The sequence below is a fragment of the Rhodanobacter sp. GW835-FHT13D09 genome, from assembly GCF_058793995.1.
Genome location: NZ_JBXAGL010000001.1, coordinates 330,671 through 357,477 on the forward strand (window position 1 = coordinate 330,671; position 26,807 = coordinate 357,477).

Sequence of the window (26,807 nt, forward strand, 5' to 3'; positions counted from 1 at the left end):
CCTCAGGGCAGTGACGCCAGCGCCTTCGCCAGCCGCTTGGCCGATACCGGTTCGGCGGTCTTCAGTTCCTGCGCGAACAGCGACACGCGCCATTCCTCGATCAGCCAGCGCAACTCGGCCAGGGCGGCCGGATCGGCGCCGGCGGCGCGGTGCTGCAGGTAGGCGCGCCAATATGGCAGCACCTGCAGCATGCGCTGCTGGTCTCTCGCCGGATCCTGCCGCAGGCGCTCGGCGCGCAGGCGCATCGCCTTCAGGTAACGCGGGTAATGCGCCAGTCGCGACGGCGGCAGCTCGCGCAGGAAACCGGGCGTGAGCAGCGCGTCGAACTGTTCGCGCAGGTCGTCGTAGCTGGCGCGGGCGAAACCCAGCAGCGGCGGCTGCAGCCACGGCTTCAGGTCGGCCTGCGCCTCGATCACGGGTTCGGCCAGTTTCAGCCGTTCGACACCCGCGCCGAACAGTTCGCGCGTGCACTGCGTGCGCAACGCCTCGAATGCGCCGGCGGTACGCACGTCCAGCTCATGGCGCTGCAGCAGGTCGGCGAAGCCGCCTTCGAGCAGGTCTTCGCGCAAGCCCTCCACGCCGCCAAACGGCCGCTCCTGCGCATCCTGCGCCCGCGGCACTCGGCCATCCATGGCCAGCGGCCGCTCCTGCGCATCCTGCGCCCGCGGCACTCGGCCATCCATGGCCAGCGGTGCGTACTTCAAGGCCAGCGCATTGCCGATCGGTAGGCGCCGGCGTACCTGCTTCGCCTCGCTGGCCAGCGCATTGCGCAGCAGCCGCACCACGCCTTGCCGGTGTGCCGCCTGCGCCTCGTCGCTGCGCTCGAACACGCGCAGCGCCACGGCGCCGCCCAGGTCGACCAGCGCCGGGAACGCCGTGAGGCCACCCTCGGAACGCACCTGTGCCGGGATCTCCTCGAAATCCCAGCTGGCCACGTCCTCGCGGGTCAGCTCGATGTCGGTCTTGCGCGAGAACGCCTCGCGCGCCTGCCCTTGCCACTGCCCGCGCAACGCAGCGAGGTCGCGACCGCTGGCCAGCGTCCTGCCGCGCTCGTCATGCAGGCGATAGCGCATCAGGAAGTGCGGCGGCAGATCGATGCCGGCAAATTCTCCGGCGCCGATATCGACGCCGGTGGTGCGTTTCAGGAACCCGGCCAGCACCCTGGCCAGCGGCTCGTCGCGCGGCGATTCAGCCTCGACGAAGGCGTGCGCGAAATCCGGCGCCGGTACGAAGTTGCGCCGCAGGGCCTTCGGCAGGCCACGGATCAACTCGGCCACCTTCTCGCCCAGCAGGCCTGGCAGCAGCCACTCGCAGCGCGCCGCCGGCAGCGCGTTCAGCATCGCCAGCGGCAGCTGCAGGGTCACGCCGTCGGCTTCGTCGCCGGGCACGAAACGGTATTCCAGCCTGTACCTCTGCGGCGGAACATCGAGCGCCGGGGGGAAGGCCTTCGCATCGAGCCTGGCGCCGCCCGCCATCACGTCGTCGAGTGACCAGCGCAGCGCGGCCTGTTCGGCGGGGCGCGCCTTGCGGTACCACGCGTCCAGCGCGCGGCTGCTGGCGATGTCGCCGGGCAGCTTGCCTTCAAAGAACGTGGCCAGCTCGTCCTCATGCCGGATCAGGCCTTCGCGACGCTGCTTCGCCTCGATGCCGATGGCTTCCTCCAGCACGCGCTGGTTCGCGCGCACGAATTCGACCTTGCTGTCGATGTCGCCGCGCACCAGCGCCTCGCGCAGAAAGATCGCGTGGGCCAGCGCCGAGTCTTGCTGCTGGAACGTGACCGGCCGCTTCTCCACCAGCACCAGGCCGAGCAGGCTGACCTGCTCGTAGGCCACCACGCAGCCGCGCTTTCTCGACCAGTGCGGGTCGCGGCAACTCGTGCGCAGCAGGTGCGCGGCCTGCTGCTCGATCCACAACGGTTCGACGCGCGCATTCGCCATGCCCCACACGCGCCCGCCGACGTCGAGGATCTGCGCGGAGAAGATCCAGTTCGGCGGCGCCTTCGCCAGCGCCGAACCGGGGAACACCTGGAACTTGCGTTCGCGCGTGCCGAGGTAGACGCCCTTTTCGTCCTTGCGGCCGACCTGAGTGGGCAGGCCGGCGAGCAAGGCGCGATGCACCGATTCATAAATACGATCGGCGTCACTCTCGCTCCCTCCCCTGCTTGCCCCCAAGGGACTTCCTTCGGTCGCAGTGGAGGGCTGATGAGGGGTTCGCTTTTGACTTTGTGCAGCAACGTCAAGAGCTCTACCCCCTCCCAACCTCCCCCTGCGACCGAAGGAAGTCCCTTGGGGGCGCGCAGGGGGAGGAGCAGAGCGTGCGGCTTGCGACTCTCCATCAAGCTTCCAACCCAGCTCCTCCACCACCAGCAACAACTGCCTATGCAGCTCGCGCCATTCGCGCATGCGCATGAAGCTGAGGAAATGGCGCGTGCACCAGTCGCGCAGTTTCGACTGGGTCAGTTCCTCGTGGGCGTCGTGATAGGCCTGCCACAGGTTCAGCACACCGACGAAGTCGGATTTCGGATCGGCGAACAGCGCGTGCGCGGCGTCGGCCTGCTGGCGTGCGTCGCCGGGACGCTCGCGCGGGTCCTGGATGCTGAGGAAGGCGACGATGGTGAGCAGCTCGCGCAGGGCGTGCAGCCTCTCGCCCTCGACCAGCATGCGCGCCAGCTGCACGTCGATCGGCAACTTCGCCAGGGTACGGCCGATCACGGTGAGCTTGCGCGCCTCGTCGATCGCGGAGATCTCGGTGAGCCGGCGGAAGCCGTCGGCGACCACGCGCGGGTCGGGCGCCTCCAGGAACGGGAACTCGTCCACCTCGCCCAGCTTCAGCGCCAGCATGCGCAGGATCACGTTGGCCAGCGACGAGCGTAGCAGTTCGGGATCGGTGAACGCGGCGCGGCCGGCGAAATCGGCCTCGTCGTACAGGCGATAGCACACGCCCGGCCCCACGCGTCCGCAACGGCCCTTGCGCTGATCGGCCGCCGCCTGCGAGATCGGCTCGACATGCAGCCGTTCGAGCTGGCTGCGCTGGCTGTAGCGCTTCACCCGCGCGGTACCGGTGTCGATCACGTAGCGGATGCGCGGCACGGTGAGCGAGGTCTCGGCCACGTTGGTCGCCAACACCACGCGGCGCTTCACGCCGGGCTTGAACACGCGATCCTGGTCGCCGGCGGAGAGCCGTGCATACAGCGGCAGGATCTCGGTCTCGCGGTACTGCCGGCGCGACAGCAGCTGATGCGCGTCGCGGATCTCGCGCTCGCCGGGCAGGAACACCAGCACGTCGCCGGGGCCGTCACCGAGGCTGCGGTCGGTCATGATCTCGTCGAGCACGGTGGCGATGTGTTCGGCGCTGCCCTGGCCGAGGCCGCGCATGCGTTCGCTGCCGGGCTGGTCGACCGGCCGCCAGCGCAGCTCCACCGGGTACGCGCGCCCTTCCACCTCGACCACCGGCGCGCCGTCGAAATGCCCGGCGAAGCGTGCCGTGTCGATCGTCGCCGAGGTGACGATGATCTTCAGCTCCGGCCGCCTCGCCGCCAGCCGCTTCAGGTAGCCGAGCAGGAAGTCGATGTTGAGGCTGCGCTCGTGCGCCTCGTCGATGATGATGGTGTCGTACGCAGAGAGCCACGGGTCGCCCTGGGTCTCGGCCAGCAGGATGCCGTCGGTCATGAACTTGACCAGACTGCGCTCGGACACCTGGTCGTTGAAACGCACCTGGAAACCCACGAGGTCGCCCAGCGGCGTGCCCAGTTCCTCCGCGACGCGGCGCGCCACCGAGCGCGCGGCCAGCCGGCGCGGCTGGGTGCAGCCGATCATGCCCGCCTCGCCGCGGCCGGCGGCCAGGCACAGCTTGGGCAATTGGGTGGTCTTGCCCGAGCCGGTCTCACCGGCGATCACCACCACCTGGTGCTCACGGATCAGTCTGACAATGTCCTCGCCACGTGCGGCGATCGGCAGCGACTCGTCCAGCCGGATCGGCGGCTTGGCCGCTTGGCGCGCAGCGCGCCTGGCCGCGGAACGCTCGATATCCGCGCGCAACGCCGCCAGCTTGCCTTCGTCGGGTCGGCGCGACAGGCCGCGCCAGCGTCCCAGCAGGCGGCCGAAGTCGCGGCTGGACACCGCGTCCAGCTGCCGACGCAGCTCGCGCAGGCCGGGATCGGCGGTGGAATCGTTGGCGGTCGGGTGGGTGTCGTTCATCGGACCGCACATGATAGCCGCTGGCGACCCTCTGACCTGACAGCCCCGGCTATCGGCTGCGGCTGCCCAAGGCGCCTTCCACACGCCGCCGGCCTGACCTGGCGCTGACCGCCGCCGTGCCGGTCGATTGGCCGCCAGCCCCACATTCGGTAAGCTCTGGCGGCTCTACCACCTGTTGCACAGGCTTCCTTCGGGGATTTTTTTGAGCGCCACCGCAGCAAACCACCACAGCCGGTATCCGCTACTCGTCGCGATCGTGCTCGCACTGGTCGTGGCCGCGATGAATATCGGGCTATGGTGGTACGGCAACCTGCCGCACGGCCCGGACGACTGGCACGGCAGGATCGGCGGTTTCTCGCTGAACGTGTTCCAGCGCTACCAGAGCCCGTTCAAGCAGGATTATCCAAGCAGCGACGACATCGCCGCCGACCTGAAGCTGCTGCACAAGTACAGCGACCGGGTGCGCACCTACACGATGCAGCAGAACCCGCAGCTGTACCGGCTGGCGCAGCGGGAAGGCCTCAAGGTGATGGCCGGCGCCGAGATCGACAAGCGGCTGGACAACAACGAGCGCGAGATCGAGCTGCTGATCGCCAAGGCGCGCGCCTACCCCGACACCATCGACCGCGTCATCGTCGGCAACGAGGTGCTGTTCCGCAACGACCTCCCGCCCGAGCAGATGATGCTGTACCTGGACCGCGTGCGCGCGGCCGTGCACCAGCCGGTGTCGATCGCCGAGCCGGACTACATCTGGCTGAAGTATCCCGAGCTGGTGCAGCACGTGGACTTCATCACCATCCACCTGTTCCCGTTCTGGAACGGCATCGCGCGCAAGGACGCTGTCCCCGCCGCGCTGGGCGCCTACGAGTCGATCCGCCAGCATTACCCGGACAAGCCCGTGGTGGTCGGCGAGATCGGCTGGCCGTCCAACGGCGACCGCCACGAATACGCCGACCCCTCGGTCTCCAACGAGGCGATCTTCATCCGCGACTGGATGAACGTGGCCAAGGCCACGCACATCGACTACTTCCTGCTGGAAGCGTTCGACCAGCCGTGGAAGGAGAACCTGGGCGAGGGCCGCACCGGCGCGTACTGGGGCATGTTCAACGCCGACCGCCAGCTGAAATTCCCGCTGACCGGCCCGGTCACCGAGGACACCGGCTGGCCGTGGAAGGCGCTGGCGGCGAGCCTGCTGGCGCTGCTGCCGATGATCTTCTTCGCGCGCCGCTTCAGCCGCTTCAAGCTGATGGGGCGGTTCTTCTTCGCCGCGCTGATCCAGCTGGCCTGCGGCCTGATCGTGTGGTCGGCCACGCTGCCGTTCAACTTCTACCTGAGCTGGGTGGACTGGACGATGCTGGTGCTGCTGTTCCCCGCGCAGATCGCCATCCTCGCCATCCTGCTGATCAACGGCTTCGAGTTCACCGAGGTGCTGTGGCGGCGCGAGTGGGTCCGCCACGCCGGCATGCTGAAGCCCGACCCGCCCGGGAAGCAGCCGTTCGTGTCGATCCACCTGGCCTGCTACAACGAGCCGCCGGAGATGGTGATCGTCACGCTCGATTCGCTGGCCGCGCTGGACTACGCGAACTTCGAAGTGCTGGTGATCGACAACAACACCAAGGACCCGGCGGTGTGGCAGCCGGTACAGGAATACTGCGAGAAGCTGGGCAAGCGCTTCCGCTTCTTCCACCTGGCGCCGTGGCCGGGCTTCAAGGCCGGCGCGCTGAACTTCGGCCTGAAGGAAACCGCGCCCGAGGCCGACGTGGTGGCGGTGATCGACGCCGACTACGAGGTGCGCCCGGACTGGCTGGCCACCCTCACCGGCTACTTCCACGACCCGAAGGTGGCCGTGGTGCAGTGCCCGCAGGCGCACCGCGAGTTCGAGCACAACCGCTTCCGCCGGATGACCGCGTGGGAATACGACGGCTTCTTCCGCATCGGCATGCACCACCGCAACGAGCGCAACGCGATCATCCAGCACGGCACCATGACGATGGTCCGGCGCAGCGCGCTGGAAGGCACCGGCGGCTGGTCCGAGTGGACCATCTGCGAGGACGCGGAACTCGGCCTGCGCCTGATGCACGCCGGCTACGAGCTGGTCTACGTCGACGAGCTGATGGGCAAGGGCCTCACCCCCGCCGACTTCAAGGCATACAAGAGCCAGCGCTATCGCTGGGCGTTCGGCGCCATGCAGATCCTCAAGGGCCGCTGGAACTGGATGACGCAGAAGGGTCCGCTCAGCGCCGGCCAGCGCTTCCACTTCCTCACCGGCTGGTTCAGCTGGTTCGCCGACGCGCTGCATCTCATCTTCACCCTGATGGCGCTGTTCTGGACCGCGGGCATGGTCGCCTTCCCGCAGTACTTCAGCCTGCCGATGCAGCTGTTCCTGATCCCGGTGATCGGCTTCTTCTTCGCCAAGGCGATCTTCGGCATCGTGCTGTACCGCGCCCGCGTGCCGTGCGGCTGGTACGACACGCTGATGGCTTCGCTGGCCAGCATGGGCCTGTCGCACGCCATCGCGCGCGGCATCCTGCACGGCCTCACCCGCCAGAAGACCTCGTTCGTGGTGACTGCCAAGAGCCGGCGCATGGGCGGTTCCAGCTTCGCCGCGTTCGCCCCGGTGCGCGAGGAGCTGCTGATGGCGGTGGCGCTGCTGCTGTGCATCGTCGGCATGGCGCTGGGCTACGGCACGCGCTACATCGAAGGCACCCTGTGGATGTTCATCCTCGCCGCGCAGTCGATTCCGTACGTGTCCGCGGTGGTCGGCGCATGGATCGCGCACAGGGCCGGCGACAAGGCGGGCTGATGCTGCAACCGCATCGGCGGGGCGCGCGCGTCACCCTGATCCCGCTGCCGGCCGACCCGGCCGGCTTCATACGGAGCCAACACCGGGCTGGTTAAGCTCTGCCTCGAACCAGAAAACGATCCGAGGACGAACCCCACGCATGCGCCGCTTCCCCCGACGCCTGAGCCTGCTGCTTCTGCTGCTGTCCGCACCGCAGGCGCATGCCGGCGTGCAACTGGTGGTGGATGGCGTCGCGGACCCGCTGAAGGCGGCGGCGATCGCCGGCGTGGAGCTGTCGCAATACGCCACCCGGGACGTGAGCGCGGCCCAGGTGCGGCGCCTGTATGAACGCGCGCCGGACCAGGTGAAGTCCGCAATGGAGCCGTACGGCTACTACGACGCCACCGTCACCGGCGAGCTGCAGCAGGTCGGCAGGGACTGGCAAGTAACCCTGCACGTGCAGCCGGGCGAACCGGTCAAGGTCACGTCCGTCGACGTGATACTGGACCAGGAGGCGGCCGGGCTGGCCCCGATCCGCCGCGCAAAGCGCGCACTCGAACGGCTCAGGGACAAGCCGCTGGACCACGGCGCCTACGATGCGGCGCGCGACGCGCTCAGCGCCCAGCTCACCGCCAACGGCTTCCTCGACGCCCGCCTGCTCACCCATCGGGTCGAAGTCACCCGCGCCAGCCACAGCGCGGCGATCAAGCTGGCCTGGCAGGCGGGACCGCGCTATCGCTACGGCCGGGTGCATTTTGACGGCGCGCAGTTCAACGAAGGCTTCCTCGACCGCTACGTGCCGTTCAAGTCCGGCGACTACTTCTCGCAGAACCAGTTGCTGGAACTGCAGCAGGCGCTGAACGGCGCCGATTATTTCGCGGTGGTGAACGTGCAGCCGGACGTGGACAAGGCGAAGAACGGCGTGGTCGACGTCACCGTGCAGCTGGCTCCGGCCAAGCGCACGATCTACACCGGCGGCCCGTTCATCGGCACCGACACCGGCTTCGGCATGCGCGGCGGGGTGGAGCGGCGCTGGGTGAACCGGCGCGGGCACAAATGGAAGAACGAACTGGTGGTGGCGCAGAAACTGAAGACGCTGTCCACGCTGTACTCGATCCCGATGCCCGGCGACAACCAGCGCAGCTACAACGTCGGCGCGAACTTCCGCGACGCCAACACCGCCACCTCGCAATCGCGCACGCTGGAGCTGGTCGGCAACGAGACCCGCCAGTGGCATGGCTGGACCCGCACCCTGGGCGTGCATGCGCTGTCCGGCACGTTCACCGTGGGCAAGCGCGGCGGCGAGCCGGACAACACGCCCGGCATCGAGCACGGGCACAGCACGCTGGTGTTCGGCGAGGCCGCGCTGACGCGCAAGCAGGCCGACAACCCCGACTTCGTGAGCCGCGGCTGGCTGCTCAGCCTGGCCGCGCGCAGCACCGCCGGCAGCCTGCTGTCCGACGCCAGCTTCAGCGAACTGACCGCCGACGCGAAGTGGATCCGCGCGTTCGGCCGGCGCAACCGGCTGATCCTGCGCGGCAGCGCCGGCGTGACCTGGACCGACGACTTCGCCGCGCTGCCGCCGCAGCTTCGCTTCTTCGCCGGCGGCGACCGCTCGGTGCGTGGCTACGGCTACCAGTCGATCGGCCCGCGCAACAACGCCGGCCGCGTGCTCGGCGGCCACCATCTGCTGGTCGCCAGCAGCGAGGTCGAGCACTACTTCACGCGCAACTGGGGCATGGCCGCGTTCGTCGATGCCGGCAACGCGTTCGGCGGCACCGACTACCGGCCGAAGATCGGCGCCGGACTGGGCCTGCGCTGGCGCTCGCCGGTGGGCATGATCCGCGTCGACCTGGGCACGCCGATCCACGACGATCGCGCGCACGGCATCCGGCTGCACCTGGTGATCGGGCCGGATCTGTGATGAAGACGCAATCGGCCAGCCCCCGTCTTTCTCCCTCCCCTGCAACGCAGGGGAGGGTTGGGGAGGGGTCGCTCTTCGTCAATACTGAATCACTCCTTCCCGGCTTCTCCCTGGCAGAAACCATCGATGGAGCAGGCTGACGACATGAAGTGGTTCAAGCGCATCGCGATAGCGTTCGCCACATTGCTGCTGGTTCTGGCGACGGCACTGTGGTGGCTGCTCGGCACCGGCGCCGGCCTGCGCTTCGCGCTGGCGCGGGCGCAAACTGCCACCGGCGGCGCGCTGCAGGTGCAGCAGGCGCAGGGCCGCCTGGTCGGTCCGCTGGAGCTGGCCGGCATCCGCTACGACGACGGCAAGGGCACCGTGGCGACCGTGGCCAAGGCGCGCCTGGACCTTCGCCTCTGGCCGCTGCTGGCCAAACGCGTGCACGTGCTCGCACTCAACGTCGATGGTGTCGACGTGGCCCTGCCGAAGGCGGCCGCCTCCTCCAGTACCAGCGGCTTCTCGCTGCAACCGCCCGTCGAGCTGATCCTCGACCGCGCGCAGGTGGGCACGGTGAAAGTGACGCGGGGCAGCCAGCCGCTGTTCGCCTCCAGCCGGCTCGATTTCGCCGGAAGCTGGACCGATCGCGGCATCGAACTGCGCCAACTCATGCTGCAGGCGCCCGACGGCCACGCCAGCCTCGACGGCAGGCTGGCGATCGGGGCGCGTTACCAGGGCAACGGCAAGGCCGCCTTCGCCTGGAAAATCGGCGACATCATTTATGCCGGCGACCTCGATGCGCACAGCGACGGCAAGCAGGCCCGGCTCGACCTCCAGCTCACCGCGCCGACCGTCGCACGACTGCGGGTGGACCTGGTGCAATCCGGCGACTACGCCTGGACCGGCCAACTCGATGCACCACGCTTCGATCCCAAGCCGCTGCTCGGCACCAGCTCGCTGAAGGCCCTGGCCATCGCCGTGCAAGGTCACGGCGACCGCTACGGCGGCACGCTCGACGGCCGGCTCGATCTCGGCGACTACCAGCTGCTGCTGCAGCCGCTGCGCGCGCAGTTCAGCCACGACCTCCATACGCTGAGCCTGCAGCAGCTCAAGCTCGGCTCGCCGCAGGTCAAGGGCAGCGTGGAAGCCAGCGGCACCGTGCAGCTCGCCGCCAGTCCGCTCAGCGCGCAACTCGACATCCGCTGGAACGACCTGCAGTTGCCGGCGGCCCTGGCCGGCCAGGCGCTGGCCAGCCACGGCGCGCTCAAGGCCAGCGGCAGCGCCGACCGGTACCACGCCGAAGGCGACGTCGCGATCGGCCCGCCCGGCAAGCCGGCGCAGCTGGCGCTGAACCTCGACGGCACGCCGCAGCGGGTCACCCTGCACACGCTGGCGCTGAAGCAGCCGCAGGGCGGCCTGCAGACCCATGGCACGCTGACCCTGCAGCCGACCCTGGCGTGGCAGGCCGAGGCCACCGCCGACAAGTTCGACCCCGGCCAGCTGTTCGCCGGCTGGAACGGCGCGCTGGATTTCGCCATCGCCAGCAGCGGCAACCTGCCAAAGAACGGGCCCGATGCCACGCTGGAAATCCGCCGGTTGTCCGGCAAGCTGCGCGAGCGCGCGATCGGCGGCCGCGGCAAGCTGCACCTGTCGCCCAACGAGGTGATCGACGGCCAGCTCGATCTCGCCTCCGGCGGCAGCACGGTGAAACTGATGGCCCGCCCCGGTGCCAGCAACGATGCCGACCTGCAACTGGCGATCGCCTCGCTGGGCGACTGGCTGCCGGATGCGGGTGGCCGCCTGGACGGCCATTTGAACATCCGCGGCAGACTGCCCAGGCTCAGCGTCAACGGCCAGCTGCACGGGAGGGCACTGGCCTGGCGGCAGCAGAAGGCGGACGCGCTGCAACTGATCGTCGGCGTCCCCGACATCAGCCATCCGGCCGGCAAACTGGATCTGCGCACCCGCGGCGTGTCCCTGCAGGGCCTGCTGTTCCAGCAGCTCGACCTGCTCGCCGAAGGCAGCCAGGGCGACCATCGACTCGATGTCGAAGCCCGCGGCAGCCAGCTCTCCGGCGCGCTCGCCCTGCACGGTGCGCTGAAAGGACCGGCGTGGAACGGCACGCTCTCCACGCTCGACCTGGAACCGCAGGGCATGCCTGGCTGGCGCCTGCGGCAGCCCGCGCACCTCAGTTACACCAACGGCGCGCTGAGCCTGTCCGAGCTGTGCCTGACGGCCGGCGACCCGCAGCTGTGCATCGCCGCGAAACGGGACCCGCCCGGCAACCTCGACGCCAGCTATCGGCTGCAGGCGTTGCCGCTGGCGCTGCTGCTGAATGCCAGCGGCAACGCCGACCTGCCGCTGCGCGCCGATGGCGTCATCGAAGGCAGCGGCAGGATCCGCCGCAGTGCCGTCGGTACGCTCGCCGGCCATGCGTCGATCGGCTCCGCGCGTGGCACGATCAGCTACACCGATCGTGCCGACGAGCCCTTGCTGCGTTACGACCGGTTGCAGCTGAGCGCCGACCTCGCGCCGGCCAGCCAGCGCATCGAGGTGCATGGCGGTATCGACGATGGCGGCCGCATCGACGGCCAGCTCACCCTCGCCGGCGCGCAGCAGGCGCTGGGCGGCCAGCTCGCCCTGCACCTGAACAACCTCGCCTTCATCGAACTGCTCAGCGGCGAGGTGGCCAACGTCAAGGGTGGCATCGACGGCAACTTCCGTTTCGCCGGCACGCTCAGACAGCCGGCACTCGCCGGTCAGGCCGCGGTGCGCGGTTTCGCGGCCGAAGTGCCTTCGGCCGGACTCAAGCTGGGCGAAGGCCAGCTCACGGTGAGCACCGCCGATGCGCGGCAGTTCCTGATCCGCGGCCAGGTGAAATCGGGCGCCGGCACGCTCGCCATCGACGGCAACGCCGGCCTCGGCGCCAGCGCGCAAACCCGCCTCACGCTCAAGGGCAGCCAGTTCACCGCCGCCGACATCCCCGCCGCCCGAGTGGTGGTTTCGCCCGACCTGACGGTGCAGCAGGACGCCAGGGGCATCGACATCGGCGGCGCACTCGGCATCGACGGCGCCGACATCAACGCGGAAAAACTGTCCGGTGCCGGCACCGCCAAGGCTTCGCCGGACCTGGTGGTGGTCGACGAAAAACAACAGCAGGAAGCCGCCAGCAAACTGCCGATAAGCGCCCTGGTCAAGGTCGATCTCGGCCGCAGGACCCATGTCGTCGGCATGGGCCTGGACGGCCGCGTCGGCGGCGTGCTCACCGTGCTCGAACGCCCCGGCCGCGCCACCACCGGCCAGGGCCAGCTGACCGTCGACGGCACCTACAAGGCGTACGGCCAGAACCTGCAGATCCAGCGCGGCCAGCTGCTGTTCGCCAGCACGCCGATCGACAACCCGGGGCTGAACATCCGCGCCGTGCGCAAGCTCAACCCGAACGCCACCATCGACGAAGGCCAGGAAGTGGGCCTGCTGGTTTCCGGCACCGCACGGCGACCGATCCTCACCGTGTTCTCCAACCCGGTGATGGAGCAGTCCGACGCGCTGTCCTATCTGGTCACCGGCAAGCCGCTGTCGCAGGTGAAAAGCGGCGAGGGCGACATGGTCAGCGCCGCCGCGCAGGCGCTCGGCTCGGCCGCCGGCAACCTGCTGGCCAGGAGTGTCGGCGCGAAACTGGGCATCGACGACATCGGCGTCTCCAGCAACGCGGCGCTGGGCGGCAACTCGGCGTTCACCGTGGGCAAGTACCTGTCGCCGCGGCTGTACCTCAGCTATGGCGTGGGGCTGTTCGAGCCGGGCGAGGTGATCACCCTGCGCTATCGGCTCAGCCGGCGCTGGAACTTCGAGGCGCAACAGGCCACCGAATTCGGCCGCGCCAGCCTCAACTACCGCATCGAAAAATAGCCGGCACGGTCGGCGACGGCCTGCTGGCATAGTCCATAGGTCATGCACGCAAGGTTGCCGTGGCGGATTATCGTGGGCGCTTTCCACGGGCGGAGGAACGACATGCAGCGCATGCGATGGATACTGGCGACCGCAATCCTGTGCAGTCCGGCGGCATGGGCGGCGACGCCGGCCAACCGGCCTTCCGGCATCGACCTGGCCGGGATCGACCACGGCGTGAAGCCGGGCGACGACTTCTTCCGCTACGCCAACGGCCAGTGGCTGAAGACGGCACAGATCCCCGCCGACCGATCCAGCACCGGCACCTTCCTCAAGGTGTTCGAGCAGGCCGAGAAGAACACCGCCGAGCTGATCCGCGATGCCGGCGCCGGCCATCACGCCGCCGGCAGCAACGCGCGCAAGATCGCCGACTATTACGCCGCCTGGATGGACACCGCCACCATCGAGCGGCATGGCCTGGCGCCGCTCAAGCCGGAGCTGGCGCAGATCGACGCGATCGCCTCGCGCGAGGATCTGGCCCGCGTGCTGGGCAGCCGCCTGCGCGCCGACGTCGACCCGGTCAACGCCACCCATTTCCACACCCAGAACCTGTTCGGCCTGTTCGTGACGCAGGGGCTGGAAGATCCATCGCGCAACATCGCCTACCTGCTGCAGGGCGGCCTGGGCATGCCCAGCCGCGACTACTACCTGTCCAGCGATCCGCACATGCTGGCGACGCGCGGCAAGTACCTGACCTACATTGGCGCCCTGCTGGAACAGGTCGGCATCGCCGATGCGGCAGCCAAGGCAAAAACCGTCCTCGATCTGGAGACGAAGATCGCGAAGGCGCAGACGGACCTGCTCGACAGCCAGGATATCCACAAGGCCAACAACCTCTGGCGCATGGCCGACTTCGCGCGGAAGGCGCCAGGCCTCGACTGGGCCAGCTACTTCAAGGCAGCCGGCCTGGACGGCCAGCAGCAGATCGACACCTGGCAGCCGAATGCGGTGACCGGCCTGTCGGCACTGGTCGCCAGCGAGCCGCTGCAGGCGTGGAAGGACCTGCTGCTCTTCCACACCCTCAACCAGAGCGCCGGCCTGTTGCCGAAGGCCTATGCCGACCTCAGCTTCGACTTCTACGGCCGCATCCTGCAGGGCACGCCCCAGCAGCAGCCGCGCTGGAAGCGCGCGGTCGGCGCCACCAGCGGCGACCTCGGTGACGCGGTAGGCCAGCTCTATGTCAAGCACTACTTCCCGGCGTCGTCGAAGGCGGAAATCGAGCGGTTGGTGAAGAACCTGATCGCCGCATTCAACGACCGCATCGACACGCTGAGCTGGATGACCCCGGCCACGCGCGAAAAAGCCAAGGCCAAGCTCGCCACCCTGCGCGTCGGCGTGGGCTACCCGGATACCTGGCGCGACTACGGCTCATTGCAGATCCGTGCTGACGACGCACTCGGCAACCACCTGCGCGCCGGCAAGTTCGAATACGAACACCAGCGCGCCAAGCTCGGCCAGAATGTCGACAAGGGCGAATGGTGGATGACCCCGCAGACCGTCAACGCGGTGAACCTGCCGCTGCAGAACGCGCTGAACTTCCCCGCCGCGATCCTGCAGCCGCCGTTCTTCAATCCGCATGCCGATGCCGCCGCCAACTACGGTGCGATCGGCTCGGTGATCGGCCACGAGATCAGCCACAGCTTCGACAACATGGGCGCGGAGTTCGACGCCGAAGGCCGCCTGGCGAACTGGTGGACGCCGGAAGACCTGGCCCACTTCAAGGCCGCCGGCCAGCAACTGGCGGAACAGTTCGACCAGTACGAGGCGCTGCCCGGCCTGCACGTCAACGGCGAGCAGACCCTGGGCGAGAACATCGCCGACGTCTCCGGCCTCACCATCGCCTACTTCGCGTATCAAAAATCGCTCGGCGGCAAGCCGGCCCCGGTGATCGACGGTCCCAACGGCGACCAGCGTTTCTTTCTCGCCTTCGGCCAGGCCTGGCGCGGCAAGATCCGCGATGCCGCCCTGCGCCAGCGCCTCGCCACCGACGTGCACGCCCCCGGCGACTTCCGTACGCAGACCGTGCGCAATCTCGATCCGTGGTATCCCGCATTCGACGTGAAGCCGGGCGAGAAGCTGTACCTGGCGCCGAAGAATCGAGTGAAGATCTGGTAGGCGTTTTCCACCACTGAAAACAAAGGGCCGCATGCAAGTGCGGCCCTTTTACGTGGAGCGTGGACGGTTGCGGCAACAGGCGGCCTCCCCGAAAACCGGACCTATTTCTTCCCGGCCGTCCGTTGCGCAAGCGCTCGGCTACATGTTTTTCCCCCTTCCCGTTTCGCCGGCCGACTCCAGGGGCAGGCTGAGCATAACCCGCAACATCAATGCGTTGTGCCAAGATCGTCGCTAATGTATAACATGCGTTATAACAATCCCGAGACCGCCATGAAGCTGAAGATCACCACCATCGGCAACTCCGCCGGCGTCATCCTGCCGCGCGAACTGCTGGCCCGCCTGCGGCTGGAGAAGGGCGACGAGCTGTTCGCCCTGGAAACCCCCGACGGCATCCGCCTCACCACCTACGACCCCACTCTGGCCAGGCAGATGGAGGTGGCCGAGGAGGTCATGCGCAAGCGACGCACCTTGCTGCACAAACTGGCGCAGTAGACAGATGAACATGATCATCTGGATCGAACGACCGCTTGCCATCGCCATCCACGAACGCCAGTTGGCCGAACATGGCGGCAGCGCCGGCGTGCGCGACGAGAGCCTGCTGGACTCCGCGCTCGCCCGACCGCAGCAACGCCACGCTTATGGCGATCCACCACCGGATCTCGCCGATCTCGCCGCCAGCCTCGCCTTCGGACTGGCGCGCAATCATCCCTTCGTCGATGGCAACAAGCGCACGGCGGCCGTGGTCTGCGAAACCTTCGTCCTGCTCAACGGCGGCACGCTCGACGCCGATGATCTCGAACTGTATCCGTGCTATCTGGCCCTCGCCGAAGGCAGCCTGTCCGAGGCCGAGTTTGCCACCTGGCTGCGCAGGCACATCAAGCTCGACGACAAGAAGCGCATAAACGAACCGCATGTGCGTTACGCGCGCTGAAACGATCGAAGTGCAGTTCCACTCCCCGGGTCAGCGCCGGCCGATCAAGCCGAAATGAAAGGGGCAACCATCCTGCAGGTCGACCGATTCGATGTCGCGGAATCCGGCATCGGCCATCCATTGGCGGCATTGCCCGGGTGTCGGGCGCATCGCCAGCGGCGGCCCACGCGGGGTCGGAATGTCACTGCGCCAGTGCATCACCGAAAGCACCCCGCCATCCTGCAAGTTCCAGTGTGCCTCCCGTAGCAGCTCCCCAGGCTGCGCCAGGTGCAGCAGGTTGAAAATCATCGCATGCGCCTGCGAACCGGCATCCACGCCCGCACCGTCCGCCATGAAATCCCGCAACTCGGCCCGGATGTTGTGCAGCTCGAGGCTCGCGGCCTTCTCGCGCACGACGGCGATCATCCCTGGCTCGATGTCCAGCGCGGTAACCAGCCCGCTCGTGCGCCGCGCGGCAGGCACCGTGAAGGAGCCATAGCCGCAGCCAAACTCGACGACATCGCCCTGCACTGCCGTGGCGCCCAGGAGCCTCCCGACGACCGCCTCGCAGTCGAAGAAGCTGGCCCATTGGGCCTCGTCTGGCATGCCGCTTTCACGGATCTTCATGTGGCTTCCATTTACTCCCGGGCCGACGGTTCAAGCGGAGCAAGGAGACAACACCGCCGATCAGGCCAACCATTCAAGGCTACCGCGGTCATGACCCTGCAGTCGTCGCCCGGGAGCCTGCAGGTGCCGCAGGCGATCGACCGCTCTTCGCTTTGAATGCAGCAGGAGCATCGTGCACAGAGTGCGTTCCTGCAGTTGCGGACATCGGCGATGTCGCCGACGGCCAGTTCCCGCAGGCGATTCAGTCGCGCGGAGTTCCCTCGATACCCAGCCCGTCAATACTGGCAATACTGGAAGAATCAAACCCAGCCAGTGCGCTGAACCGGCGGCCGCGCTCGGCGTAGTCCTTGAACTGGTCGAAGCTGGGCGCTCCCGGCGACAGCAGGATGACGCCGCCGCGCGGGGCATGCGTCTTTGCTTCGGCCACGGCGCCGGCGAGGTCGGCGGCACGCACGACCGGGCAATGTATTTCCGCGCTGCGCAGCGCCGCCCCGATGCGTGCGCCGTTGGCGCCCATGCAGATGATCGCGTGCGCCGGTGCGGTGCGCATCGCCTCGACGAACGGTGTCCAGTCCAGTCCGCGGTCGTGGCCGCCGACCAGCACGGTCACCGTGCGGCCGCGCAGGCTTTCCAGCGCCGCCAGCGTGGCCAGCGGGGTGGTGCTGATCGAGTCGTTGACCCAGTGCCAGCCGTCGCGTTCGCCCAGCGGTTGCAGGCGGTGCGGCAGCGGCCGGAAGCTGGCCAGTGCCGGTGCAGCGGCGAGTGCGTCCATGCCGACCGCCTCCAGCGCGGCCAGCGCGGCACAGGCGTTGAGTGCATTGTGCAGGCCCGGCGCCGCCAGTTGCTCGATCGGGAAAACCGCCCGCGCACCGCGGCGGATGAAACCGTCGCTGACATGCCAGCCTTCCGGCGTGCCGAACAGCAGGCGATGCGGATGCGCGGCGGTGCGTTCCAGCAGGCCCGGTTGCCGGCCGTTGACCAGTAGCGTGCGCGATGCGTCGGCGAGCTTCAGCTTGTCGGCCACGTAGCGCTCGCGCGAGCCGTGCCAGTCCAGGTGCTCCTCGTACAGGCTGGTGACCACGCCCAGTTCCAGCGGCCCGGCTTCGCCGGTCTGGAAGCTGGACAGCTCGATTACCCACAGTTCGGCGCGCTGGTCGAGCAGCTCCAGCAGCGGCAGGCCGATGTTGCCGGCCAGCGCGGTACGCACGCCAAGTGCGCGCGCCAGGTGCGCCAGCAGCGCGCTGGTGGTGCTCTTGCCCTTGGTGCCGGTGACGGCGATCACGCGCGCCTGCGGATTCTCCGCGAACCACAGCGCGGTGCCGGAAGTGAACTGCGTGCCTTGCGCCTGCGCGGCCAGCAAGGCGGGCTTGTACGCCGAGATGCCGGGCGATTTCACCACCACGTCGAATTGGCCGAGCGCCGCCGCATCGGGTTCACCGGCGACGATATCCAGCGAGGGCTCGAACATACGCGCCGCCTCGACCTCGGCGGCGCTGCAGAACAGGGTCAACGATTGTACCGGCAGGCGCTCGCGTACGGCCTTGATCACCGCGTGGCCTTCGCGTCCGAACCCCCAGATCGCCACGCGGCGATCGGCCAGCTCAGCGATACGCATGGAACTTCACCCGCCGATCGCCGCCAGCGCAGGCTGCAGGCGGGCCGGCACGCGGTGTTCGAGGGACGGTTCGAGCCACGGCTCCAGCGCCAGCTGCGCGACGTCGAGCTGCGGCAGGATCTCGCTGCGGAAGCGTTCGACCAGTGCGTCTTCCTGCCATTCCGGCCGCCGGCTCAGCGCGTACATCGCGGCGCGCGCCTCGGCGCCCTCGCCCACGCATTCGAACGGCTTGTGGTCCTGGTACTCCAGCAGCGCGTCGAAACCGGCGGCCTGCGTTTCATCGTCGAGCAGGTTGCGGCCAAAGATCGCCAGCAGCCGCGGCTTGGGCAGGAACGGCGCCAGCGCGAGGAACACGAAGTGGCACTTCGGGCATTGCCCGCACCAGCGGTCGGCCGGTTTCGGGCCGAGCAGCTTGAAGTTGCGGTTGCAGCTGGAGAACACGTCGAAGTACGGCGTCAGCTTCGCGAACGCGCGGGTGATCGCCAATTCCGAATACGGCCGCAGCAGCGAGCAGTAGTCGAGATCGGCGGCCACGTGGGTGTGCAGCCAGTCGCCCAGCAAGGTCTCGAAGGCGAGGCTCTTGCTCCACTGGTGGTTCACCTGCTGGCCCTCGTACTCGAGCGTGGCGGCCGAGGCGGAACGCTCGTTGGCGAACGCGATCGAATCGTAGCCGTACAGGACCGCCGCCACGGCGAGGATCGCCGAGTTCACTGCGGTGACCGGGATATGGCCGTTCCACGCGCCGAGCCGGTTCAGCTCGAACAGGCCGGGCGCCAGTTCGCGCTGGATGTTCAAGGTGGGCAGGCCGGTGCGTTCGGCACAGGCCGCGATCAGCGCGGAATTGCCCACCCACACCGCGGTCGCCTCGCCGCCGATGGATTTGATCGCCTCCACCGCCACCAGCGAGTCCTTGCCGCCGCCGATCGGCACCAGGGTGCGCTTCGGCGGATCCAGCGTGCCGGCCGCAGGCGCCAGGCTGCCACGCGAACCATCCGTTTCCGTTCCCGCGCCAAGACGCGGGAACGCAATCCGCCCGCGCAGGTCCAGCCCGTTGCGGTAGGCGAACTCGGCTAGGCCATGCAGGTACAGCTGGTCCAGCAACTCGGCGGTGGCGTCGTCGAGCGGCCCATCGGCCAGCTCGATCCGCGGCGGCACCCCGGCCTTGTAATAGCTGACGCCGGCGACCAGGTGCAGCAGCTTCAGGGCGGCATCGAACGCCGTCGCGCGCGCGGCCGGCACCGCCGGCGCGTGCGGAAAGCGGATCCGCTCGACCAGCTCCTCGCCGTCGTCGAACGCATACGCCAGCTCGGCCACGCCATCGGCGTAGCTGCAACGCACGAAGCGGAAGACCCTGGTGAGGCGCGGTTGGATCGTGTTGCTCACATCTTTCTCCATCGCCCGCATCGGCGGGGGCGAACGGGCTGATTCTAGCTTCGGGCGCTGCCGGTTCGATGGCTTTCGGCGGCCAAAGGTCTGGGCAGGCGTACTCCGGATCAGGCGTCGATCACCACCTCGTCGGCCTCGTCGCGCAGGTTGTAGTGCGAGGACATCACCTTGCCGTAGGCGCCGGCCTGGGCGATCAGGATCACGTCGTCCTCCTGCGCCTCGGGCAGCCGCCGGTCGGTGCCGAGCACGTCGCCGCTCTCGCAGATCGGGCCGACCACCTGGTACAGCGCGGTGGCCGGTTCGTCGAGCCGCGACAGGTTGACGATCTCGTGCCAGGCGTCGTACAGCGCCGGGCGGATCAGGCTGTTCATGCCGGTGTCGAGGCCGAGGTAGCGGAACGCGCCCTTGCCCTTCTGCTGGGTCGCGCGTGCCAGCAGCACGCCGGCGTCGGCCACCAGGTAGCGGCCCGGCTCCATCCACAGCTGGTAGTGCGGATAGGCCGCCTTGACCTCGCGCAGCACGCGATCGAGTTCGGCCAGGTCGAGCCGCACCTCGCCCGGGTGCGAGGGCACGCCGAGGCCGCCACCGATGTTGAGGAAGGCCACGCTGTCGATGCGTTCTGCCAGGCTGGCCAGCTGCGCGTACACCTCGCCCCAGTGGGCGGCATCGAGCACGCCCGAGCCCAGGTGCGCGTGCAGCCCGCGCACGGTCACGCCATGCGCGTCGGCCAGTTGCAGGAAGGTGGGCAGCTGGTCCAGCGGCAGGCCGAACTTGCTGCCGCTGCCGCCGGTGCGCACCTTTTCGTGATGACCCAGGCCGCGTCCCAGGTCCACCCGCAGCACGATCTCGCGGCCGCGAAACAGCTCGCCCCAGCGCTCCAGCGGATACATCGCATCGAGCGTGACGGTGGCGCGGGTGGCGAGCGCGGACACGTAATCCCGGCGCGGCGCGAAGTTTGGCGTGAACAGCAGCGGCACCGATTCCGGCACGATCGCGGCGACCGCCTCCAGCTCGCCCGGCGAGACGCACTCGAACGCGAAACCCTCGGCGGCCAGCGCGGCGAGGATCGCCGGATGCGTGTTCGCCTTCACCGCGTAATGCAGCCGGTCCACCGCTGCCAGCGACTTCAGCTCGCGCGCCTGCTGGCGCACCGTGGGCAGGTGGTAGACGTAGCGCGGCGTGGCCTCGGCGGCCAGCTCCAGCAGGCGCTGCTGCTGCGGCCCGCGCCACCATGCCGGCGCCGCGTCCGGCGCCTCGCCGCCGCCGTACAGCGCCTGCCAGCTCGGCCCGAACAGCGCGCTCTCGTCGGTGCGCAGCGCGCCGGCGGCGATCAGCAGGTCGTGCAGGTGCGGCAGCAGCTTGTCGACCACCTCCTCGTCCACCACGAAGGTGAGGTTGAGGTTGTTCGACGACTGCGTGATCAGGTGCACGCGCAGCTGGCCGAACTCGGCCAGCACGCCGGACAGCGTGTGCAGCAGCGAGCGCATGCCGCGGCCGACCAGGGTGATCGCCGCGCACGGTGCGATCACTTTGACCCGGCACACCTTGGCCAGGTCGCTGGCGAGCGCGGCGATCGCGTCGGAATCGAGCAGGTTCTCGGTGGGGTCGAGCGACACGGTGACGTTGGTCTCGGCCGAACCGATCAGGTCCACCGACAGGCCGTGCTGCTTGAACTGGGCGAACACGTCGGCGAGGAAGCCGACCTGCTGCCACATGCCCACCGATTCCATCGAGACCAGGGTAATGCCCTTGCGCGCGCTGATCGCCTTCACGCTGGGCGCGTGCGCCCGCACCTCGGGGCCGATCACCGTGCCGTCGAGTTCGGGCCGGTTGGTGTCCTTGATCAAGAGCGGCACACGCGGGTCGCGCAACGGCGACAGGCAGCGCGGATGCAGCACCTTGGCGCCGGTGGAGGCGATTTCCTGCGCCTCCTCGTAATCCAGCCGCTGCAGCAGGCGCGCGCCCGGCACCTGGCGCGGGTTGGCGGTGAACATGCCGGCCACGTCGGTCCAGATCTCCACCCGCTGCGCCTTCAGCAGCGCGCCGAAGTACGCGGCCGAGGTGTCCGAGCCGCCGCGGCCGAGCAGCACGGTGCGGCCATGCTGCTCGCGCGCGATGAAGCCCTGGGTGATGAACACCTCGCCCAGCGCGGCCAGGCGTGCGTTCAGCGCCGGATCGGGCTTCGCCTCGACCATCGCCGACAGCAGGCGGGTGCGCTCGTTCTGGTTCGGCAGCGCGACCGCCGCCAGGCATTCGCGCGCGTCCAGCCATTGCGTGGGCAGCCCGCTGTGGCTGAGGAAGGCGGCGCCGAGCGCGCTGGACATCAGTTCGCCGTGCGCCTGCACCTGTGCCTGCCAGGCCAGTTCGCCGCGCGGCGCCGGGCCGTTGGCGGCCAGCCCGGCCAGGTCGGCCAGGCGCGCGCCGAGCGTGTCCGGCAGCGCCAGCTGCATGTGCTCGAGCAGGTCGTAGTGACGTTGCGCGATCGCGCCGGCCGCCGCCTTGCGTTTGTCCTGCTCGCCCTCGCCGCACAGCTGTTTCAGCGCATCGGTGATGCCGGTCAGCGCGGAAACCACCACCAGCACGCGCGCGCCTTCGGCACGGCGGCTGGCGACCAGTTCACGGATGTTCTGCCAGCGGGGAAGCGTGGCGACACTGGTGCCGCCGAACTTCATCACGATCCAGGGGGCGTCGGTGGAGAGCGGCGCGGGGTTGGGCGGGGTCACGGGGGTTCGCTTTCGGTGGTTGGGAAGTTGGAATCGGACCAGTGTTGCGCTGCGTCATCGCAAATGCAATGGGTAGCGGCGGATGGAGCGTTTGGACGTATGGACGTCTGAATGGCTTGCTGCCTCTGCCCTGTCTGCCCAAAAGGGACTTCCTTCGGTCGCTGGGGCGGCGGCAAACGGGTGCGCTTTAGGGGTTTTGCGGTGACTTTGCGGTGACCCTGCGCTACCCCTCCTCAATCCTCCCTCCCGCAAGGGGACTTCCTTCGGTCGCTGGAGGGGAGGAGGCGAAGGCGTGCGCTTTAGGGGCTTTGCGGTGACCCTGCGCTACCCCTCCTCAATCCTCCCCTGGAAGGGGAGGAGGCGATGGCCACCCGGGTCTCGTGCCTGCTCCCTCCCCTGCTTGCAGGGGAGGGCTGGGGTGGGGTGCTCTTGGCTTTTGATCGTCACGGGCAAAGTTGCCTTGCGTGTGGTTTTTTTGCGTGGCGCGTTCGGAGCTGTGCGGTGACTCTGCGCTACCCCTCCTCAATCCTCCCCTAAAAGGGGAGGAGGCGAACGCGTGCGCTGCGCGCACCTCTTTATTGGACAAAGAGGGGGATCTTGCCGATGCGGGACTGCCATTCGCGCGGGCCGGTCTGGTGCACCGAGCTGCCGCCCGAATCGACCGCCACGGTCACCGGCATGTCCTCGACGGTGAACTCGTAGATTGCCTCCATGCCGAGGTCGGCAAAGCCGACCACGCGCGACGCCTTGATCGCCTTGGAGACGAGATACGCCGCGCCGCCCACCGCCATCAGGTACACCGAGCGATGCTTCTTGATCGCCTCGATCGCGGCGTGGCCGCGTTCGGCCTTGCCGACCATGCCGAGCAGGCCGGTCTGCGCCAGCACCTGTTCGGTGAACTTGTCCATGCGGGTGGCAGTGGTGGGGCCGGCCGGGCCGACCACTTCGTCGCGCACTGGGTCGACCGGGCCCACGTAGTAGATGAAGCGGCCGTTGAAATCCACCGGCAGCGGCTCGCCCTTGTTCAACATCTCGACCATGCGCTTGTGCGCGGCATCGCGGCCGGTGAGCAGCTTGCCGTTGAGCAACAGGGTCTCGCCCGGCTTCCAGCTGGCGACTTCCTCACGCGTTACCGTGTCGAGATTCACCCGGCGGCCCTTGGACGCGTCGTAGGTGAGCTTCGGCCAGTCTTCCAGCGACGGCGGATCGAGCATCACCGGGCCGCTGCCGTCCAGCACGAAGTGCGCGTGGCGCGTGGCGGCGCAGTTCGGGATCATCGCCACCGGCAGGTTCGCCGCGTGGGTCGGAAAATCCTTCACTTTCACGTCGAGCACGGTGGTGAGGCCGCCCAGGCCCTGCGCGCCGATGCCCAGCGCGTTGACCTTCTCGTACAGCTCGATGCGCAGTTCCTCGGCGCGGTTGGCCGGGCCGCGCGCGATCAGCTCCTGGATGTCGATCGACTCCATCAGCGCCTCCTTCGCCATCAGCATCGCCTTCTCGGCGGTGCCGCCGATGCCGATGCCGAGCATGCCCGGCGGGCACCAGCCGGCGCCCATCGTCGGCACGGTCTTCAGCACCCAGTCGACGATCGAGTCGGACGGGTTGAGCATGGCGAACTTCGACTTCGCCTCCGAGCCGCCGCCCTTGGCCGCCACGGTCACCTCGACGGTGTCGCCCGGCACGATCGACATGTTGACCACCGACGGCGTGTTGTCCCGGGTGTTGACGCGCTTGCCGGCCGGGTCGGCCAGCACGCTGGCGCGCAGCTTGTTGTCCGGATCCATGTAGGCACGACGCACGCCTTCGTTGGCCATGTCTTCCAGCGACATGGTGGCGTCGTCCCAGCGCACGTTCATGCCGACCTTGAGGAACACGGTGACGATGCCGGTGTCCTGGCACAGCGGCCGGTGGCCCTCGGCGGCCATCCGCGAGTTGATCAGGATCTGCGCCATCGCATCCTTCGCGGCGGGCGACTCCTCACGCTCGTACGCGGCGGCGAGGCTCTTGATGTAGTCGACCGGGTGGTAGTAGCTGATGTACTGCAGCGCATCGGCGACGGACTGGATCAGGTCTGCTTGCTTGATGGTGGTCATGGCTGGTCTGGCTGGTGGGACGACGGTGCCGGCGGCGACGTTTGCCGGTCACAACCCGTCTATTGTGCCGCAAGCGGCCGCCCCGGCGCTGACGCCGGCACGGCCGGCCGGCGGCCGCTTGCCCGCCGGGCCGGCCCGGTGTCATCGTGGCTGCCCCGCTTCCGGCCCCGATGCCATGCCCACGCCACGCCGTTTCATGCAACTGGACGTCTTCGCCAGCCGGTTGTTCGACGGCAATCCGCTGGCCGTGGTGATCGACGCCGACGGTCTCGACACCACGGCCATGCAGCGCATCGCGCACTGGACAAACCTGTCCGAGACCACCTTCCTGCTGCCGCCAACCAGCAGCGCGGCGGATTACCGCGTGCGCATCTTCACGCCGCGGCAGGAACTGCCGTTCGCCGGCCATCCCAGCGTCGGCAGCGCCTATGCGGCGATCGAGGCCGGACTGGTCGCCACCGGCAAGGCCGCACTGGTCCAGGAATGCGCGGCGGGGCTGCTGCCGGTGCGGGTGACCGGCAACGGCCCGCAACGGCTCATCCAGGTGCAGGCGCCGCCGGCGCGGATCGCCGCGGCAGACGCCGCACTGCACGCCGCGCTCGCCCGTGCCTTGCGCGTCGAGCTGGCAGACGGAGAGGCCGGCCATGTCGACAACGGCCCGCACTGGATCCTGGCCAACCTGGGCGAGGCCGCCGCCGTGCGCGGCCTGCAGCCGGACCTGGCCGCCGTCGCCGCGCTGTGCCTGCAGCAGCGGGCCGTCGGCATCGGCGTGTTCGGCCGCGAGCATGCCGGCGATGCGGCGATGGCCGTACGCGCGTTCTGCCCCGCCGACGGCATTCCGGAAGACCCGGTCACCGGCAGCGCCAACGCGGCGATCATGGCCTGGCTGGGCGAGCGCGGCGGGCGCGACGGCTACGGCCTGCGCTACCGCGCCAGCCAGGGCCGCGAGGTCGGCTGCGACGGGGTGGTGGAAGTCGCCCGCGACCCGGCCAGTGGCGCCATCACGATCGGCGGCGCCTGCGCGATCGGCGTGCGCGGCGAACTACAACTGCCCTGATCCCCCGCGGCAACGGCCTTGCCGGGCACGTCGCCGGCCGCCATGCTGTCGCGTCCTTTCCGCCGACTGAAGCCATGCCGCCCTCTCCCGCCGCCGAGACCTACGTGCGCAGCCTGCGTCCCTGGGACGCCGCCCTGATCGTGGTCGGCGGCGTCATCGGCGGCGGCATCTTCCTCAACCCCGGCATCGTGGCGCAGCGCACCGAATCGGGGCTGGCGCTGCTGCTGATGTGGGTGGCCGCGGGCCTGCTCACCCTGGTCGGCGCGCTGTGCTACGCCGAACTCGGCGCGCGCCGGCCGCACGCCGGCGGCAGCTATGTCTACCTGCGCGAGGCGTTCGGGCCTCTGGCCGGCTTCCTGTTCGGCTGGACCATGCTGCTGGTGATCTATTCCGGCTCCACCGCGGCGGTGGCGACGATCTTCGCCCGCTACGCCTCGGCCCTGTTCGGCCTCGCGCCGGCCTGGGCACGGCCGCTGACGGTGGGGGCACTGGTCTTCGTCAGCGGCATCAACCTGTTCGGCATCCGCCTCGGCGCGCAGATCCAGAACCTGTTCGCCCTGCTCAAGCTGCTGGCGGTGGCGGCGCTGGTGACGTGCGGGCTGCTCCTCACAGGCGCCGGCCACGGCCAGGTGCTGGCGGCCGACCCGGCGCGCGAGGGCGTCGGCTTCCTCGGCGCGGCGCTGCCGGTGCTGTTCGCGTATTCCGGCTTCACCTACCTCAACAACCTGGCCGGCGAGGTACGCGACCCGCAACGCACGCTGCCGCGCGCGCTGACCCTGGGCATGCTGCTGGTGATCGGCGCCTACGCGCTGGTCAACGTGGCCTACCTGGCCGTGCTCGGCCACGCCGGCCTGGCCGCCAGCAATGCGCCGGCGGCGGACGTGATGCAGCAGGTGCTCGGCCCGGTGGGCGCGAAGCTGATGGCGCTGGGCGTGGCGATCTCCACCCTCGGCTTCTGCAACATCACCCTGGTCGCCGGCGCCCGCGTGCTGCAGGTGATGGGCGAGGACGGCCTGTTCTTCCGCGCGGTGGCGCGGCTGCACCCGCGCTGGCGCACGCCGAATACCGCGCTGCTGCTGCTGACCGGCTGGGCGATCGTGCTGGCGCTGTCTGGCAGCTACGGCCAGCTGCTGGATTACGCCACCTTCGGCGACTGGCTGGCCTGCGCGGTCGGCGTGGGCACGCTGTTCTGGTACCGCCGCCACGATGGCGCCGCCGGCGGCTTCCGCGTGCCCGGCTACCCATGGCTGCCGCTGCTGTTCATCGCCGCGGTGGCGCTGGTGGTGGTGATGTCGCTGCACGACCACCCGCGCAACACCGGCATCGGCCTGCTGATCATGGCCGCCGGCGCGCCGGTGTACCTGGTCTGGCGCCGCCTGTTCAGCCGCGCACGCCCCTAAGCGGCCGGCGGCAATGCCACAATGTGCCGATACGTTCCCAGGGAGATGATGG

The 26,807-nt window shown here is 68.9% G+C and carries 14 protein-coding genes; 8 read left to right on the forward strand and 6 right to left on the reverse strand.

The window, feature by feature from the left end:
- Positions 1-2: 2 nt before the first annotated feature.
- Positions 3-4,196 carry an ATP-dependent RNA helicase HrpA gene (gene hrpA / locus AC1Q5A_RS01635; protein WP_492697606.1) on the reverse strand — a complete coding sequence of 1,398 codons (4,194 nt, stop codon included), beginning with the start codon at positions 4,194-4,196 and terminating at the stop codon, positions 3-5.
- Between the two features lie 202 nt (positions 4,197-4,398).
- Between hrpA and AC1Q5A_RS01640 the strand changes: the two genes are divergently transcribed.
- From AC1Q5A_RS01640 to AC1Q5A_RS01665, 6 genes are all read left to right on the forward strand, one after another.
- Complete coding sequence (locus AC1Q5A_RS01640; protein ID WP_492697608.1) at positions 4,399-6,999, forward strand: glycosyltransferase family 2 protein; 2,601 nt, start codon at positions 4,399-4,401, stop codon at positions 6,997-6,999.
- A gap of 139 nt (positions 7,000-7,138) precedes the next feature.
- Entirely contained in the window at positions 7,139-8,902 is a 1,764-nt protein-coding gene (locus AC1Q5A_RS01645) for an autotransporter assembly complex protein TamA (RefSeq protein WP_492697610.1), read from the forward strand.
- A gap of 144 nt (positions 8,903-9,046) precedes the next feature.
- Entirely contained in the window at positions 9,047-12,790 is a 3,744-nt protein-coding gene (locus AC1Q5A_RS01650) for a translocation/assembly module TamB domain-containing protein (RefSeq protein WP_492698092.1), read from the forward strand.
- Between the two features lie 102 nt (positions 12,791-12,892).
- Positions 12,893-14,944: a M13 family metallopeptidase gene (locus AC1Q5A_RS01655; protein ID WP_492697612.1), complete on the forward strand. Its 2,052-nt coding sequence runs from the start codon at positions 12,893-12,895 to the stop codon at positions 14,942-14,944.
- 270 nt (positions 14,945-15,214) lie between these two features.
- Positions 15,215-15,436: an AbrB/MazE/SpoVT family DNA-binding domain-containing protein gene (locus tag AC1Q5A_RS01660; protein WP_027493385.1), complete on the forward strand. Its 222-nt coding sequence runs from the start codon at positions 15,215-15,217 to the stop codon at positions 15,434-15,436.
- A 10-nt stretch (positions 15,437-15,446) separates the two neighbouring features.
- On the forward strand, positions 15,447-15,875 hold the full coding sequence (locus AC1Q5A_RS01665; protein ID WP_492698094.1) for a type II toxin-antitoxin system death-on-curing family toxin: 429 nt from the start codon (positions 15,447-15,449) through the stop codon (positions 15,873-15,875).
- Between the two features lie 30 nt (positions 15,876-15,905).
- Here AC1Q5A_RS01665 and AC1Q5A_RS01670 read toward each other — a convergent pair whose 3' ends face one another.
- From AC1Q5A_RS01670 to AC1Q5A_RS01690, 5 genes are all read right to left on the reverse strand, one after another.
- Positions 15,906-16,481 (reverse strand): class I SAM-dependent methyltransferase, encoded by a 576-nt coding sequence (locus AC1Q5A_RS01670; RefSeq protein ID WP_492697614.1) that lies wholly within the window; start codon positions 16,479-16,481, stop codon positions 15,906-15,908.
- A gap of 241 nt (positions 16,482-16,722) precedes the next feature.
- Positions 16,723-18,096 (reverse strand): UDP-N-acetylmuramoyl-L-alanine--D-glutamate ligase, encoded by a 1,374-nt coding sequence (gene murD, locus AC1Q5A_RS01675; protein WP_492697616.1) that lies wholly within the window; start codon positions 18,094-18,096, stop codon positions 16,723-16,725.
- A gap of 6 nt (positions 18,097-18,102) precedes the next feature.
- Positions 18,103-19,479: a UDP-N-acetyl-alpha-D-muramoyl-L-alanyl-L-glutamate epimerase gene (gene murL, locus AC1Q5A_RS01680; RefSeq protein ID WP_492697618.1), complete on the reverse strand. Its 1,377-nt coding sequence runs from the start codon at positions 19,477-19,479 to the stop codon at positions 18,103-18,105.
- A gap of 110 nt (positions 19,480-19,589) precedes the next feature.
- Positions 19,590-22,154: a bifunctional aspartate kinase/diaminopimelate decarboxylase gene (locus AC1Q5A_RS01685; protein ID WP_492698095.1), complete on the reverse strand. Its 2,565-nt coding sequence runs from the start codon at positions 22,152-22,154 to the stop codon at positions 19,590-19,592.
- A gap of 626 nt (positions 22,155-22,780) precedes the next feature.
- Positions 22,781-24,298, reverse strand: coding sequence for a fumarate hydratase (locus tag AC1Q5A_RS01690; protein WP_492697620.1), 1,518 nt, complete (start codon positions 24,296-24,298; stop codon positions 22,781-22,783).
- 175 nt (positions 24,299-24,473) lie between these two features.
- On the opposite strand from AC1Q5A_RS01690, the gene AC1Q5A_RS01695 reads away from it, so the two are divergent.
- Both AC1Q5A_RS01695 and AC1Q5A_RS01700 read left to right on the forward strand, forming a co-directional pair.
- Entirely contained in the window at positions 24,474-25,355 is an 882-nt protein-coding gene (locus AC1Q5A_RS01695) for a PhzF family phenazine biosynthesis protein (RefSeq protein WP_492697622.1), read from the forward strand.
- 74 nt (positions 25,356-25,429) lie between these two features.
- The gene (locus AC1Q5A_RS01700; RefSeq protein WP_492697624.1) at positions 25,430-26,755 is read left to right on the forward strand and encodes an APC family permease; all 1,326 of its coding nucleotides are present in this window, start codon (positions 25,430-25,432) and stop codon (positions 26,753-26,755) included.
- Positions 26,756-26,807 lie beyond the last annotated feature (52 nt).